At 46.8% G+C, this 14,782-nt stretch carries 14 protein-coding genes; 3 read left to right on the forward strand and 11 right to left on the reverse strand.

The annotated features are described in order from the left end of the window. Nucleotides 1–119 precede the first annotated feature (119 nt). The 11 genes from METBU_RS0108585 to METBU_RS0108640 all read right to left on the reverse strand — a co-directional run bounded on the left by METBU_RS0108585 (nucleotide 120) and on the right by METBU_RS0108640 (nucleotide 10,906). Complete coding sequence (locus METBU_RS0108585) at nucleotides 120–1,670, reverse strand: ATP-binding protein (protein WP_017840228.1); 1,551 nt, start codon at nucleotides 1,668–1,670, stop codon at nucleotides 120–122. 193 nt (nucleotides 1,671–1,863) lie between these two features. Continuing rightward, on the reverse strand, nucleotides 1,864–2,466 hold the full coding sequence (locus tag METBU_RS0108590; protein ID WP_017840229.1) for a Uma2 family endonuclease: 603 nt from the start codon (nucleotides 2,464–2,466) through the stop codon (nucleotides 1,864–1,866). Between the two features lie 277 nt (nucleotides 2,467–2,743). Next, nucleotides 2,744–3,490, reverse strand: a complete 747-nt coding sequence (locus METBU_RS0108600; RefSeq protein ID WP_017840231.1) for a phosphate/phosphite/phosphonate ABC transporter substrate-binding protein — start codon at nucleotides 3,488–3,490, stop codon at nucleotides 2,744–2,746. Continuing rightward, on the reverse strand, nucleotides 3,487–3,978 hold the full coding sequence (locus tag METBU_RS0108605; RefSeq protein WP_017840232.1) for a PAS domain-containing protein: 492 nt from the start codon (nucleotides 3,976–3,978) through the stop codon (nucleotides 3,487–3,489). The genes METBU_RS0108600 and METBU_RS0108605 overlap by 4 nt, the downstream gene beginning before the upstream one ends. 28 nt (nucleotides 3,979–4,006) lie before the next feature. Further along, complete coding sequence (locus METBU_RS0108610; RefSeq protein ID WP_017840233.1) at nucleotides 4,007–4,369, reverse strand: roadblock/LC7 domain-containing protein; 363 nt, start codon at nucleotides 4,367–4,369, stop codon at nucleotides 4,007–4,009. 381 nt (nucleotides 4,370–4,750) lie between these two features. Further along, on the reverse strand, nucleotides 4,751–5,395 hold the full coding sequence (locus METBU_RS0108615) for a hypothetical protein (RefSeq protein ID WP_017840234.1): 645 nt from the start codon (nucleotides 5,393–5,395) through the stop codon (nucleotides 4,751–4,753). Nucleotide 5,396: 1 nt separating this feature from the next. Continuing rightward, entirely contained in the window at nucleotides 5,397–5,933 is a 537-nt protein-coding gene (locus METBU_RS0108620; protein WP_017840235.1) for a GTP-binding protein, read from the reverse strand. Then, entirely contained in the window at nucleotides 5,920–7,179 is a 1,260-nt protein-coding gene (locus METBU_RS0108625; protein ID WP_017840236.1) for a hypothetical protein, read from the reverse strand. The genes METBU_RS0108620 and METBU_RS0108625 overlap by 14 nt, the downstream gene beginning before the upstream one ends. Further along, entirely contained in the window at nucleotides 7,160–7,900 is a 741-nt protein-coding gene (locus METBU_RS0108630; protein ID WP_017840237.1) for a type IV pilus assembly protein FimV, read from the reverse strand. The genes METBU_RS0108625 and METBU_RS0108630 overlap by 20 nt, the downstream gene beginning before the upstream one ends. Nucleotides 7,901–8,630: 730 nt before the next feature. After that, nucleotides 8,631–10,325 carry an SPOR domain-containing protein gene (locus tag METBU_RS0108635; RefSeq protein ID WP_017840238.1) on the reverse strand — a complete coding sequence of 565 codons (1,695 nt, stop codon included), beginning with the start codon at nucleotides 10,323–10,325 and terminating at the stop codon, nucleotides 8,631–8,633. 131 nt (nucleotides 10,326–10,456) lie between these two features. Next, nucleotides 10,457–10,906 (reverse strand): LEA/WHy family protein, encoded by a 450-nt coding sequence (locus METBU_RS0108640; RefSeq protein WP_138767112.1) that lies wholly within the window; start codon nucleotides 10,904–10,906, stop codon nucleotides 10,457–10,459. Nucleotides 10,907–11,259: 353 nt separating this feature from the next. Between METBU_RS0108640 and METBU_RS0108645 the strand changes: the two genes are divergently transcribed. The 3 genes from METBU_RS0108645 to mtnC all read left to right on the forward strand — a co-directional run bounded on the left by METBU_RS0108645 (nucleotide 11,260) and on the right by mtnC (nucleotide 14,255). Further along, nucleotides 11,260–11,880: a methylthioribulose 1-phosphate dehydratase gene (locus METBU_RS0108645; protein WP_017840240.1), complete on the forward strand. Its 621-nt coding sequence runs from the start codon at nucleotides 11,260–11,262 to the stop codon at nucleotides 11,878–11,880. Then, nucleotides 11,877–12,437, forward strand: a complete 561-nt coding sequence (locus METBU_RS0108650) for a 1,2-dihydroxy-3-keto-5-methylthiopentene dioxygenase (protein WP_017840241.1) — start codon at nucleotides 11,877–11,879, stop codon at nucleotides 12,435–12,437. The genes METBU_RS0108645 and METBU_RS0108650 overlap by 4 nt, the downstream gene beginning before the upstream one ends. Nucleotides 12,438–13,580: 1,143 nt before the next feature. Then, nucleotides 13,581–14,255: an acireductone synthase gene (gene mtnC, locus METBU_RS0108655; protein ID WP_017840242.1), complete on the forward strand. Its 675-nt coding sequence runs from the start codon at nucleotides 13,581–13,583 to the stop codon at nucleotides 14,253–14,255. Nucleotides 14,256–14,782 lie beyond the last annotated feature (527 nt).

Below are 14,782 nucleotides of genomic sequence, written 5' to 3' on the forward strand. Positions count from 1 at the left end.
TCCCGCAGAAGTGGCTACCACTGGCCACTGCTCGGACAGTTGGCTTCGGCAAGCTGAAGCATCTTGCTAATCAGGGACCTTTTTATTCGTCGCTGCCAATAACTTTATTCCGCACCCGATTATGGCGATGTTTCGACGTCGAAGCCGACAACAGTTCGGCTATCTTTGCTGAATTCCACGCCGATTAAATGGATCGGTTGGCTTAAGCTTCGATATTTGTCGGCATAGCGTTTGTCTTTCAGTTGCTGTAAGGCTTTTCCTTCCGGCGCCAATTCGACGACTTTGAATTCGAATAGATAGATTTGTTCGTTGAATCGGACTGCCATGTCGATGCGGCCTTGGTGCGTGACGTCTTCTAAGATGATGTCCAAGCCTAAGGCCGCGATGTGGCTATAGAATACGCTGGCGTAAAAACCTTCGTATTGCGCGATCGGGTTGTTTCGGTACCAATCGTTCGGGATGCTGGCATAGAGGCTTTCGAAATGTGTTTTCAGACCGGTGAAGTCGTTCGCGTAGAGTCGATCGTAAAGCCGGCTTTCCAGTTCGCTGGCCCGCCCCGGATTGCCGATCATGGCTTTGACCAAGGCATCGTTTAACGCGCTTTTCACTTCCAAATTCGGATAGCCGAGCGTGTATTCGATTCGTGCACCGATGGTCCGGCTGCCGGTAAAGGTCAAATAGCCGGTTTGCCAAAGCAGGGCTTCGGGGGCGATATGTTCGACATCGAACGCCGATAGTAAGGCAATATCGACACGCAGGCTAGCCAATGTCGGCAGAAAAAAACCGCGTTGCGTCAAGATATCGATCAAGAACGTCGGCGTGCCGGTTTCAAACCAAAACGGTTTGAATTCTCGGGTGCTGAATAACAGCAACAAATCGAACGGGTTGTAGACCGCCTCCCCCATCCAGTTGTAGCCGTTATACCACTCGCGCATCTGTTCGCGGTCGAGCCCTTCCAGTTCCGGCGCAAATACCGTGTCGACATCTTCGGCGGTGTAGCCGCAAAGGGCCGAGTAGCGTTTGTCTACAGTGATGTCTTGCAGATTGTTGAGCCCGGAAAACAAGCTGACTTTGCTGAATTTCGACACGCCGGTTAGAAATGCAAAGCGTATGTGGGCGTCCGAGTCTTTGATTACCGAATATAAGTTGCGCAAGCCATGGCGTATTTCGGCGGCGAGTGCCGGGTTAGTAATGTTATCCAATATCGGTTTGTCGTATTCGTCGATCAACACGACGACTCTTTCACTCGCTTTTTTGGCCGCATTTTGTATCAGTTCGGCAAAACAGCCCGGTATATCCGTTTCGTCGCTACAGTTGAGCCCGAGATTTTCTCTATTGGTACGCAATAAGGCGAGTATGCGGCGCTCCAAATCCGCTACGCTTCGCACCACGCCGCCTCCGAAGCTGATACGAATCACCGGATAGCGTTTGGACCAATCCCATCGCTCATGACAATACAGCCCTTTAAACAGCGCTTCGTTGCCGGCAAACAGCTCGCCTATCGTATCTAAAAGCAAGGACTTGCCGAAGCGGCGCGGGCGGGATAGGAAATAATGCGTGCCTTCGTCGATTAACTGCAATATAAAGCGCGTTTTATCGACATAGTAATAGTCGTCTTCGCGGATTTTCTCGAAGGTTTGTATGCCGATGGGGAGTTTTTTTCGGGTCATGTGCTTGATTTCGGATTTTGAATGTGTTATAGCAGAAGCCGTAGGTCGGGTTAGCGCATTAGGCTTCGATACCGTTTAGTGTTACCTGGCCTTTCGGGCCTCGAAATCGCGACGTAGGCGTCGCTCCCACATTCAAACGGCGAATTACAAACCAGTCTGTCCCTTTGTAAAATGCGGATTGAGGGGGGTTAGTTTAATTTTCATTCTGCATCGGGCTGGCTTGTTGCTGTAGATAATTCAGCACATCTTCGTTTTCGACCCGTTCGTAAATCATTTCGACCGGTATACGGCAATCGATTGTTTCTAAGTGTAATTCATCGCCCATGAAATAATGTTCCGATTGCCAATGGTTTTTTCGTCGGCATATTTCCACGTCGACAAAGTCTTGTTCGATCACGACGTATTCTTGCAGACTTTCTAAGCTTTGATAAGCCTGTCTTTTTAGCGTTTGATCGATTTTTCGGGTTGCTTTCGATAAGACTTCGACGATGAGTATCGGCGCATCGGTTACGCCGTAGTCGTTGCCCTGATGATTGCATACAACCAGCACGTCGGGATAATAAAAATCTTCGGCGACTTGTACTTTCATATCCGATGCGAACGGTTCGCAAACAGTATGCCGTAAATGACTGCCCAATTCCCGGCTTAGGTTGGCGACGATGCGATTATGATTCGTGCTCGCGCCGGCCATCGCATAGACTTGCCCATCGATGTATTCGTGTTTGATTTTGCTTTGCAGCTCGCCTTCCAGATAATCGTGTATCGATACTGAGTCGTTCTTGTATTTTAGGTTCATCGTTGCTGCTCCTCTTATTCCTTGTCGCGACGTAGGTGTTGCTCCCACAGGCTTTTCCGCTGTTTCCCATGCTAGAGAGCACTGTCATTAAGTTAAGGGAAAGCCGTCATTCCGCCAGTCCATGGCGGAATGACGGCTGGAATTGGCGACGTCCAATTACACGAAATTGCCGGCAAAAATATACAGATAAGGTTCTTTTTTCATAACTAGCTGAAATACTATGTCAATGCCAAAACATAATAAACAATATCGTATCTGCGCTTCACGAAATTTCAGATTAAACATTCAATGTATCCATCAAGTCGATCATGAATTCCATTTCTTCCTCATCGACTTTTTCCCACCCTTTAAAACCCAGGCTTTCCAATACACCACCCCCTTTTGTTTCCTCGGCCATTTTTAACAAACACTTTTCGAATAATTCTTTTTTGTCTTTGAGTTTTGGGCCTATCATCAAGGAGTGGTGAATCACGCCGATTTGGCTTCGCACTAGAATTCGTAAGCGTTTTTTGATCATTTCGGATAAATCGTCGTAGGCCTCGGCCAAAAAAATTCCAACATCGGCATCGCCTTGCAATAAATGTTTCGCAACTAATATGTAGGTATCGCAAGGTACGCCTTGTATGTTGCCGACATCCAGATCGCCCGGTTCGAGCATGATCATGCCCATTAGGCGCACATCCGGATCGTCGGTATAGGAAACTCTTGTGCCAGGCTTTAAATCGGTCACACATTGAATCGCACTGTCGGCATTGACGGCAATGATCGCTTCATCGGATTCGCCTTGCGGTTTCACTAAGGGCATAAATCCTTTTTCTCGCACCAGCATGGCTGCGTCGAATGGGTTGGCGTAAATCAAATCGATTTGATCATGCGCAATCGCCTCCCGCTGCAATTGAAAGTCGTTGTATATTTCCAGATGTATCGCCGAATCGGTTTGCTTTTGCAACCAAGTGTTGAAGATATACCAACCGGATAGATGATCCGGCGTAAAATCCGGACTGACAGTGAATTTGAAAGTCATGCGCGCTCCTGTTGTATCATAGCCGAATAGAGTTTAATGCTTTCTTCCACCTTGGTTCGTGAAGGTTTTCTTCTAACCGAAGTGTATCCGACGACTTTACCTTGCCGAACATTCGGGATCACGGTAGCCTTTACCCAATAATATGCGCCGTCTTTACGTAGATTCTTGACAAAACCCTGCCATTTATCGCCGCGATTGACGGTATCCCAAAGATCCTTGAAGGCCGCCGAAGGCATGTCGGGGTGCCTCAGGATGGAATGCGGCGCGCCAATCAATTCTGCCTCGGTATAGCCCGACATATCGACGAACGATTGATTGACATGCGTGATTATGCCTTCCGGGTCGGTCGTCGAAACGATTAACTTGCCATCCGGGTAGGGTATTTCCGATTCGTTATATAACACTCTGCGACGAATACCGCCGTAAAGCTCAAGCGTCGCTTCCTGGTATTCGCCCTTGATAAACTCGGGTTGCATATCGTGTATCATGTCGGTCACCTAATCGTTGCTTGGCGGTCTAAAGCATTTCGGAGATATGTTGAGCGGCTCGTTTGACATCGAGGAAAATCAAACCTAGCTTGGCATTGGGTTTTGCCAGTACGGTCAACACCGCCTCTTCGCCCGCATAAGTCATCAGCACATAGCCTCTGTCGGCCTTGATCAATACTTGCTCGAGCGTGCCCCGCCCCAGTTCCTGGGCTGTTCTGTCGCCTAATGAAAGCATTGCTGCACTCATTGCGCCGACCCGGTCTTCATCCATTCCGGCCGGTAATACGCAAGCCATCATCAAACCATCGGTAGATATTACACCGGATGCTTCGATATCGGCTGATGTTCCATTTAACTCAGTTAACACGGACGTCAACATATCTGCTCGCATAGCAGTCTCCTTAGATAATCATAAAAACGATTGATAATTTCATCCTCCAACGATGCATTTTGTCGCTAACGCGGGGATCGAGTAATGCTCCCTTTTGATCAAAAAACCGTCTAATAACAAAAGGTATGGGGTATGTCTATCGAGGGACCGCCGTGCTGCCGTCATCCCAGCTAGCCACACCCCATACCCTATAAAGTTAGCCATTTTTTGAGTCACTGCCATTAAGTTAAGCCATCACAGAATTAAGTAATGCTTGTATCCAGGATCTACTTTGCCTCAAAAGCTTGCCATCCATGGCACTGGATTCCGCCAGTCCACGGCGGAATGACGGGCTTCCCTTAACTTAATGGCAATGATTTTTTGAGCATAAAGGGAGTAGCTTTATTTTCGGTTAGCCGCATAACGACTGAACAAGGCCCAAACCAGCTCGACGAATTCGGGCCGATTAAAATGAGGCATGCCGCTGATTGCAACGATAAATCGAGTTTCGCCTATAAATAAGGGCCAAAAGCCGACCTGGCTATTGCCTGCAGCATCGACAACGGCCCACGCATGACTATTCAAGCCCATGTTATTGAATAGCAATCCGGAGCGCCGCTCATGTATCGAGGCAATTTCAGCACCGAGAGCCGACAATTCTTCGGCCGTTTCATGCGCGAAACCATGACAAACCAAATAAAAACCTTGATGATCGGCCAATAACACCTTGCCGTTTTCAGTGAGGCTCCCCAGCATGTTCGGCAAAATTTGCTCGAATGCGCCGGACGGAGCCTCAATGGCTTGTTCGAGCCCTTGCACCAATCCAAGCCTTTGACAATGATGCAATCGTTCGAAACAGATGTGCGGTTCGTCGTTTTCCATTAACGTAAGTAAGCTGTCTTCTGTCAGTGCCGGGGTTCTTTGTTGCCGAAATAAACTTCTTAAAAATTGCCGGGCTTTGTCTTGTTCCCGCGAAGCAACCGCATAATATGCGCCCGCCGGCGTCGGCAACAAAAATAGGCCCTCCGACAGTTTATAATCGGCCATGTCAAGCCTCCAAGCCGGGATCCAACGAATACAGCAGTGCCTGTATCAATAATGAAACATCGTTCTTTACTCGGGCATCGACAGTAAAAACCGGAATATTCATGTCCATTTCTTTAAGTTTTTTATGATAATCATTGATTACCGGACGGCTACTTAAATCCATTTGTGTCACGCCAATCGCGACTTGCGTTTTCTCGATAAAGTCGGAGAACGCCTCCAAAAAAAATTTCATATCCTGAAAAGGATCGGTGCGCGTATTATCCAATAGCAATATCAAGCCAATACCGCCCGATGTCAAAATGTCCCACATGAAATCAAAACGCTCTTGCCCCGGCGTGCCATACAAATGTAATTTTTCCCCGCCTGCCAAATTCATTACGCCATAATCCATCGCAACGGTTGTCCCTGCTTTTCGGCTTTTGGTCATATCGCTGGCTGCTGCGTCGGTTTTAATCGGTGCAATATCGCTAATCGATTGGATCGCAGTGGTTTTTCCCGCACCGACCGGCCCGGTAAAAATAATTTTATATTGGCTCATTACTGTCTAGTCCATTGAGTTTATTGACTCTAAGTTTATCGATGATGCGGCTCAGTAAGCTCTTGTTGCGGTTAGGCTTTAGCTCGGGCGGCAGAATGTCGCAATCTGCATTCCTGTCGCTTTGTTTGAGCAGTCCTAACGCACTTGCCGCGCTAATGAAGACAAAGACATATTCGGGTTTTATATGGAGTAACCCGGCAATTTTTATCGGAGCGACCGGTTTATCGATCAATAATGCGGCAATTCGAAGTGCATGCGGCGTCACGACTAAGCGGGTTAAATTGGGCCATTGTTTTAAATACACCGGGCGTTCGATATCGATATGTCTTGGGTATCGCCCTTTAGAGGTCCAGCAGGCAAGTTTCCATACAATCGCCTCCATATTTTGAAACTTATCCAAGGCACCGTTAAGGATTAACTTCGGGTCCGGCCAGCTGATCGACATTTTTTTAGAGCTATTTTTGTTGATCGCCAAACCGGAAAAAGCGCGTAATTGTTTATCGTCAGCATCCAACCATATTTCGTTGCTACGCGGCAGTATCAACATTAGCTTCCATCCGGTGTGTAGTTGCAACACCTGATCCCTATCCTTTGCTACTTTGATAGCCGATTGCACGAAGCCTTGAAAATATTCTTTCGGATTATAAGCGGCGCGCTTCAGTTGCTCGATATTATTGATATCCAATGGCTCAAGCCCCGCCGATAATACTGAAAACCCTTTATCGCTTAATTGCATCGCGGTTTGATGTTTAGCCGATTTATTACGCTCGCTTGCATCGACTTCAAGCTGTTTTTTAGTCGGCTCCGATACCTGATGGTTAGTGATAGGGGATGTGCGAGAATTCGTCGACGACTCTTTCTCTTTAAGGAGACCGGGTTTAGCCGAAGCAATTGAGCGATTTTGTTGTAATTGCCGAAGCTGAGTTCTAATCTTATCGAGCGCCGCCAACATCGACTCGACTTGTACCGGTTTTTTAATGTAGAAAACACCTTCGCGACTTATTTCTTGCAATGACAAAACGATCAGAGGGCGATGCAAAGTCTCGCTAAACCGTTTACTCAATAATAACCGGCCTTCTCGCAAATCCGCATCGATAATTTCCAAGTCCGCCTCAAGAAAATCGACTATCGTGACGCCGGCAGCCTTACACGGGCCATGGAGATATAAAGTGAGCGTTTTTCGAGTTCGCTCATCCATCCCGGAAAGCACGACTTTTAGCGTTTCTTTAGTTGATTTCTTTAGCATCGCTGAGCTCTTTGAAATAATCATTTAATGCGATCCACGCAGCAGGCACATTGGTATTTTGTTGCCGCAACGCGGCAAAAGCGCGCGCAAACCGGGGACGATCATGGGTAGAGCGGTATAATTCCAATAAGGCATCTTGTAAATCAATACGCTCGGGTTGTTCCGTCATCGCTTGTTCCAATATAGCCATCGCCTCGCTTAATTGACTATATTCGACTGCGTCTTGGGCCAACTGTAGAGGATCTCGAGAGCCGCTATCCGATGAACTCATTTTTTCTATCACTTGCGTGCAGCCTAGCGTTCCTTCAGTTAAAAGACTAAAACGACTGCTCGGCAGTTTTGCAACGAATTCATTATCTTCGTTGATCGCAACCATCAGAATATCTCTCTGAGACGAAGTCAATTTCGACCGCGAACCGAGAATCATTCGCCGAGCGATAGGTTTTCCCCGGTTATTCAATACCATCAAAAAATCGACTAACGCCGCAAACAAAGCTTCCTGCCAATCCTTGCCATAGCAAAGATAAATACGCCGGATATGATTGCTGAGGTTTTGAGGATTCCGAACTATTTCATGGGCTAGAAATTCAGCCAATGCGTCTATGTCTTGTTCGATATGGTCGAATATGCGCTCCGGTAACCCCAATATAATGCGGAACCGGTCGTTCTCAGTAGCGGTTAAGCTTGATTCATGCTCAATAAAAATGAGTCGATTCTTCATAATCGTATCTTGATATCAACAATTTCCACAAAATCATAGTGAAAATTAAACTTGATTTCTGAAATCACGATCACATTTGTAGCAATTCTGCCGTAACAACAGAATAACTAGTACGGATAATCAGTAGCAAATTAATTTCTTTCTCGTCTTTCCGAAGCCGTTTTACTCCCTTTTGATCGAAAAAACTTCTAAGAATTATACCCTTTGCTTGTCAAATTTCGGTGCTGGGTTGCCCGTCAAAGGACGCCGTAAATACCAGCAATTCCCAATTTGGAAATCAAAAAGGGTGTGGGTATGCTTGGCGACACTGCCATTAAGTTAAGGATTTTTCCGTTCGCCCTGAGCCTGTCGAAGGGTGAATGGAAAAATCCTGGGTCGATAAGGAATATGCACAAAATAACTTCTACAAGTAGTAGGCTTTGCGGAGGTTCGGTGACTCGCTTGACAGGACGCCGTGAATACGTCCATGTAGGCTTGACGGCGGCTATCCCTGCCGCCGACACCTGTCAATCGAGCCACCGCCCCCCTTCCAACAGTTGTCTAAGTTATTTCATGCTCGTTCCTAAGTTAAGCCGTCCATGGTTCGACAGGCTCACCACGAACGGCTTAACTTAATGGCAGTGATGCTTGGCGAGGATGTCGGCAGCAGGGCAGATTTTTGCTCCTCGGCAACTCCATGGCTAATGCCGAAATTTGAAGTGCGAAAGGTATAAGTAGAACCTTTCTTAGGCTAATCTCTCGCTATCCATACCGAATCGAGATTATGCGTTCTTTTTACTCTGGCTGCATAAGCGGACGCCTCATCCCGGCTCTTAAATCCGGAAACCGATAACCTATACCAAGTTTCTCCTTTAACTTGCACCGGAATAACCTTGGCAGGTACACCCTGTCTTGAGAATTCAGCGGCTTTTCTATTGGCGTACCAGTCTTGCTTAAAGGAAATCAGATTCACCGACCAACTAGCCGAAGGTGCTGCGGCTCTTGGCGGACTTCGTCTTACCGGGGCTGACGGTTTGCTTACCGTTTTTTTGACAGGAGGAGCGGTCGCCTTAGCCAACTTCTTTTCCAATTCTTTAATTTTGGCTTCCAATGCTGCTACTTGATTAGCGTCTTCGGGAACATCGGATAGCGGAGGCGAGCCTTCCGCTTGCTCGGTTTCCTTTGCCTTATCGGCCGGCGTTGCCTCGGCCATGCTTGCCGCTCCTGCAAGTTGAGCTTCCGGAGAAACCGCTCCATTCGTTTCCGTTTCTGCAAGCTTCGGTGCCACCGGTGTTAACGGAATGACCTCAATTTTATCGCCTTCAGTAGGTTCATCTTGCAAAGCCATTGGCGCTGGGCTTGTTTGAGCGGCTTCCGGCATACTGTTTTTGATCAACAAAGCATTCAATTCGGCTTGATTTTCTTCCAAGGTGCCGATTAATTCGGTCAATGACTCGATTTCATTATCGCTTTGCAAAGCCAAATAGGCGAACACGCCGGCTGTTAATAAAGCCACAACGGCAATGGCCATTGCCACATAAGTAATCGTCGGTATTTTACCGCCATTGTCGAGTTGCTTTTTTAATTGACTTTGCGCCTTAGACAATCGATCGATTTCATCGGTCTGCCCCTGGCTCGTCGAAGCGCTCATTGTAGCCAATTGTTGCTTTAAAATTTCCTGCTCACTAAATAATTGGCTGATTTGTGTCGTAATAACATCATCGACGACTTCTTTATGGCGCGCATCCGCCGTCATCGCTTCTGGGAGCGCCGAGTCATCGTTATAGACCGCAAAGTCCTGCTCCGTCCGATCCGGTTCTTGCTCAGCTTCTTCAGAATCTTCCATTGCTCGAGGATTTTCTTCTACTTCGTCGAATGCTATATTCTCGTCCTGGGTCGTTGTAAATTCGTCAAATTCATCTTCCTGATCGGAAATATCGAATTCCGCTAAAGTAAAGTCATCGCTGTCAAAACCTGTTTCGGAAACCGCTTCGACCTCTTCTTCTTTCGGTGAGGAAAAAACCGGGCTTGGTTCCGGTTCAGGCTCCGACTCAGTTTCTGCAAACTCGTCGAAACCTAAATCTGAAAATTCGTCGATTTCTGCCATTGCTGAATCTTCAGAAAAATCGACCTGCACCGTGGCTTGATCGATATCGCTTTCAGCCTCTGAAAGCTCGTTATCAGTATTTAAATCATTGGCAAGTTCATCGTTTATTTGGTCTCCGGCTGCCGAATCATCGGCAAATAACTGCTCGAATTCGTCTTCGTCATCGGACAACTCTTGTTCATCAAAGGCGCTATCCATCAACAATTTGTCGATAGCGTCATCATCATTCATTAACTCATCGCTATCGATTAACGAAGCCGCATCATCGAGCATCGAATCTAAATCATCGGCAAAGGTTTTAGGCGATACTGACTTTTTTTTATCTTCTGAGTCGGCCATGGTTGAACGGTCTCTTTTTGAAATAGTTGAATAGCGTTTATTATAGTGTTTTACGCAGCTTTTGTGATTTTGCCGCTTACTAATTCATGCTATTCGACTACAATCCATTCATCGCTGATGCCGCTGCCCCATCAAAACTCCAATTCAACTTCCCCTTCATAATCGAATGGAAGCGTTATTAGGCTGCGCATTAAACCCAGATGCCCGGTCAATTGGTAGCGAATGGGAGCGCCATCACGCCGAGTCAATTGACGTAAAAGCGTCTTTAAATTGACGCTCACGGGCAATTCGACAACGTATTCACCATATTCGGGAATCGTAATTTCCTGATCGCTAACGCCTTGAGCAAAATCAGCGTCATTAAGTTTCAGTACATAGGCCATGTCTCTTATCGCTAATTCGGAATCATTCCTATTTTCCAGGCGTAAGCGTATATTAAAACGCTGTTCGAATAAGCCGAACTGTGAAGGCTTAATAGCCAGCAATTTAACCTTTGGCGCTTTGAAATCGGCATACATCCATGTGCACGCATTAAGCTGCGAGGCAACAATCACCACCGCTAAAAATTGACTCCATTTCACCGAAAAAACCTACTGTTAAAAAAAGGAGCAATCCTACCGCATCTTTCTCTTATACAATAGTAATCGCTTAAGCATCCAGCAATTCCCAATTTGGAGATCAAAAAGGGTGTGGGGTATGCTTGGCGAGGATGTCGGCAGCAGGGCAGATTTTTGCTCCATGCAAAATCTGCATTCACGCCATCCTTGGCGTTCGAGCTGCCGCCAAGCCCCCATGGATGGGTTTACGGCGTTCCTCGACAGGCATACCCCACACCCTAAAATCGGCGAAACTGCTCAAACTGGGAATTGCTGTTAAGCATCCGTATTCAATTACCGGTAAAATAGACGCCAATTCATATCCATAAACAAATAGCATGACACTCGACGACGAATTTTCCGAAAAAGCCGGGCAATTAATCGAAGCCGGACGCTTTATCGACAGCAAAGGCTGGGTACCGGCAACTAGCGGTAATTTTTCCGCACGACTATCTAATGGCAACGTAGCTATTACCGTTTCAGGCAAACATAAAGGTCGACTGAGCGCCGAGGACATCATGCTTATCGCTCCTGACGGTACGTCACTTGACGGTAAAAAACCGTCAGCCGAAACACTATTGCATACAGCGCTGTATCAAAGATTTCCGGATACTCAAGCCGTTTTACACCCACATTCGTTAAATGCCACGCTCATATCCAAGCTATTTAAAACCGAGCTGGTACTCGACGATTATGAACTTTTGAAAGCGTTACCCGATATCGATACACATGAAACGCGCATCAGCATTCCCATTTTCGCGAATGATCAAAATATGCATAGACTTTCAGCTACGATCGATGCTTATATGGATCGACGCGAGTCAACTTATGCTTATATTATCTCGGGACACGGCTATTACACATGGGGCCGGAGTGTCGATGATGCGCTAAGGCATGTTGAAGCGTTGGAGTTTTTATTTGACTGTGAAATACGACTGTACGGAGCCTTAAACCGATGAGCGCCTTGACTATATACCCTGATAATGACCCGAATAACAGCAATACCTATCTTGATTTCAGCGATATACAAACCCGGCTGACACCACTGAATGTCCGTTTCGAACGTTGGAGCGCGGAATTCGTGCTTCCGGACGATGCCGACCAGGATGCTATATTAGAAGCCTATCGGCAACCGATTGACCGCTTACAAGAAGAATACGGTTTTCAATCCGTCGATGTTATCGGTATCAGCCCGAATCACCCCGATAAAGCGGCATTACGACAAAAGTTTTTATCCGAACACATCCATGACGATTTCGAAGTCCGTTTTTTCATTGAGGGAAGAGGGCTATTTTCCTTACATGTCGACGACGAGGTGTATTGCATTTTATGCGAGCAAGGCGATTTAATCAGTGTTCCGGCAGGCGCCAAACACTGGTTCGACATGGGCGAAAATCCGAATTTCCGATGTATTCGCTTGTTCACGACACCGGACGGCTGGGTCGCGAATTTCACCGGTAGCAAAATTTCCGAACAATTCCCCAGCTTCGACGACTATATTCAACAATTGGAGTAAAACTCTGACTCCCTTAGGAATGAGCTCGAAATAACTAGGCTATTCATTACCTCACTGTAACCATCAACCAGAAAAGCTGGATACCTATCGTTCCCACGCTCTGCGCCACTGCCATTAAGTTAAGGGAAGCCCGTCATTCCGCCATGGATGGCAAGCTTTTGAAGCACATTAGAGCCTGAATGCAAGCATTACTTATTTCTGTGATGGCTTAACTTAATGGCTGTGACGCTCTGCGCTCGTCGTTATACACAAGTACCGTTACACTTGCTGAACAGATTATATCGAATATCTGGGAACGGTGATGTTTGATAGGTCTCTGGATATTAAACGTCAGTGGCTTCGATAGTCGCGACGAAGGCGTCGCTCCCACAGCAGGGCGGCGGATACTCTGTGGGAGCGATCCCCTGATCGCGATTTCGAAGTCGGGTACGTTAGGGAACCATAAATGGTATCGAAGTCACATTATCTAAAAGAAGGCAAGACGGTATACCCTTTGCTTGTCAAATTTCGGTGCCGGGGTGCCCATCAAAGGACGCCGTAACTATGTCCATGTAGGCTCTATGATAGCATCCATGCTATCAAAGCCTTTGCGAGCGCCATGGATGGCGTGAATGTCGATTTTGCAGGAGCAAAATCGACCTAACACCCCGGCACCTCCATAGGCTAATGCCGAAATTTGAAGTGCGAAAGGTATATAACGACCTGATTAGCAAGTTTCTTCAGCTAAAGCCCAAAAACCAGCATATCCCTAGCAGGACGGGGTTTGCAACCCCGTTCTAAACGTTTTGACTTTGGCCGAAGTCAGCCGAAATGTTTAGGGCAAACCGAAACGTTGGGGACGGGTTAAATAACCCGTCCCGCAGAAGTGGCTAAGACTGGTCACTGCTCGGACAGTTGGCTTCGGCAAGCTGAAGCATCTTGCTAATCAGGTATAACGATGTGCGCTCTGCGTGGGAACCATTCAAAAAAGTTATTTTATCCTTGTGCCTTGCTGAAGATTCGTTCAACTGTGTTTGGTAATGAGGTATACCACCAAGGAGCACTGTAAATCCATTTCATGAGGCTTGAAGGCGCGCTGAGCGCCAACCTCGCTAAACCACACTCCCCACATTAAATTCTTCGTAATCCAAACATTAGACACTTATGATCACAACCATCGTCACTGATATTGAAGGTACAACCTCATCTTTATCCTTCGTCAAGGATGTATTATTTCCTTATGCCAGAGTCCATATTGCCGAATTCATTCGCAACCATGGTCACGAACCGGAAGTTAGCGAATTATTGCACGATGCCGCTAAGCTAACCGACGGCCCGACGAATACCGAAGCATTAATCGAACAAATGATTCGATGGATCGATCAAGATCAAAAGGTGACGCCGTTAAAATCCTTACAAGGTTTGATTTGGGAACACGGTTATCGTCAAGGCGATTTCAAGGGGCATATTTATGCCGATGCGGCTCAAGCCCTACGGCAATGGCACGATCAAGCGATCAAGCTTTATGTGTATTCATCGGGGTCGGTCTATGCGCAAAAACTTTTATTCAAGCATACCGAATTCGGTGACTTAACCTCGCTATTTTCCGGCTATTTCGACACTCACATTGGCGGTAAAAAAGAGCCCGCCTCTTATTCGGCAATCGCCGAACAAATCAAAACCGAACCGGAAAATATTTTATTTTTGTCGGATATTACCGAGGAACTTGAAGCCGCTTTAAACGCAGGGTTCAAAACATGCAGGTTAGTCAGAGAAGGAAAAGTCGATGACCAAAGCGATCACGACACAGTATCTAATTTTTTTGATATCAAATTGTAGCTAGTCAGCGTTATATCGGCATTGATTGCCGATATCCTGGTTTGTACGGAGGTCAAGCTACGCATTATCCTAAGGAATATGTACAAAATAACTGCTACAAGGTAAATATTCAGTCTCCTGGCAATTATCGTTCCCACGTCTCTGCGTCACTGCCATTAAGTTAAGGTAAGCCCGTCATTCCGCCATGGACTGGCGGAATCCAGTGCCAAGGATGGCAAGCTTTTGAGGCACACTAGAGCCTGAATGCAAGCATTACTTATACAGTGATGGCTTAACTTAATGGTAGTGACGCTCTGCGTGGGAGTGTCTGAGTACCTCTCCAGCGTTACGAGACGCTAGAGCGTCTCGGGCTGCATTCCCACGCTGGAGCGCGGGAACGATAGTGGGGGGTGAATAATTACTATTGAATTATACCGTTTGCTTGTCAAATCCCTAGCAGGACGGGGTTTGCAACCCCGTCCTAAACGTTTTGACTTTGGCCGAAGTCAGCCGAAATGTTTAGGGCAAACCGAAACGTTGGGGACGGG

It is taken from the genome of Methylotuvimicrobium buryatense 5G (assembly GCF_000341735.1).
GTDB classification, from domain to species: domain Bacteria; phylum Pseudomonadota; class Gammaproteobacteria; order Methylococcales; family Methylomonadaceae; genus Methylotuvimicrobium; species Methylotuvimicrobium buryatense.

What these genes read in the sequence shown, in the direction of transcription:
- METBU_RS0108585 (WP_017840228.1), bottom strand. Translation starts at nt 1,670, where the DNA reads ATGACCCGAAAAAAACTCCCCATCGGCATACAAACCTTCGAGAAAATC.
- METBU_RS0108590 (WP_017840229.1), bottom strand. Translation starts at nt 2,466, where the DNA reads ATGAACCTAAAATACAAGAACGACTCAGTATCGATACACGATTATCTG.
- METBU_RS0108600 (WP_017840231.1), bottom strand. Translation starts at nt 3,490, where the DNA reads ATGACTTTCAAATTCACTGTCAGTCCGGATTTTACGCCGGATCATCTA.
- METBU_RS0108605 (WP_017840232.1), bottom strand. Translation starts at nt 3,978, where the DNA reads ATGATACACGATATGCAACCCGAGTTTATCAAGGGCGAATACCAGGAA.
- METBU_RS0108610 (WP_017840233.1), bottom strand. Translation starts at nt 4,369, where the DNA reads ATGCGAGCAGATATGTTGACGTCCGTGTTAACTGAGTTAAATGGAACA.
- METBU_RS0108615 (WP_017840234.1), bottom strand. Translation starts at nt 5,395, where the DNA reads ATGGCCGATTATAAACTGTCGGAGGGCCTATTTTTGTTGCCGACGCCG.
- METBU_RS0108620 (WP_017840235.1), bottom strand. Translation starts at nt 5,933, where the DNA reads ATGAGCCAATATAAAATTATTTTTACCGGGCCGGTCGGTGCGGGAAAA.
- METBU_RS0108625 (WP_017840236.1), bottom strand. Translation starts at nt 7,179, where the DNA reads ATGCTAAAGAAATCAACTAAAGAAACGCTAAAAGTCGTGCTTTCCGGG.
- METBU_RS0108630 (WP_017840237.1), bottom strand. Translation starts at nt 7,900, where the DNA reads ATGAAGAATCGACTCATTTTTATTGAGCATGAATCAAGCTTAACCGCT.
- METBU_RS0108635 (WP_017840238.1), bottom strand. Translation starts at nt 10,325, where the DNA reads ATGGCCGACTCAGAAGATAAAAAAAAGTCAGTATCGCCTAAAACCTTT.
- METBU_RS0108645 (WP_017840240.1), top strand. Translation starts at nt 11,260, where the DNA reads ATGACACTCGACGACGAATTTTCCGAAAAAGCCGGGCAATTAATCGAA.
- METBU_RS0108650 (WP_017840241.1), top strand. Translation starts at nt 11,877, where the DNA reads ATGAGCGCCTTGACTATATACCCTGATAATGACCCGAATAACAGCAAT.
- mtnC (WP_017840242.1), top strand. Translation starts at nt 13,581, where the DNA reads ATGATCACAACCATCGTCACTGATATTGAAGGTACAACCTCATCTTTA.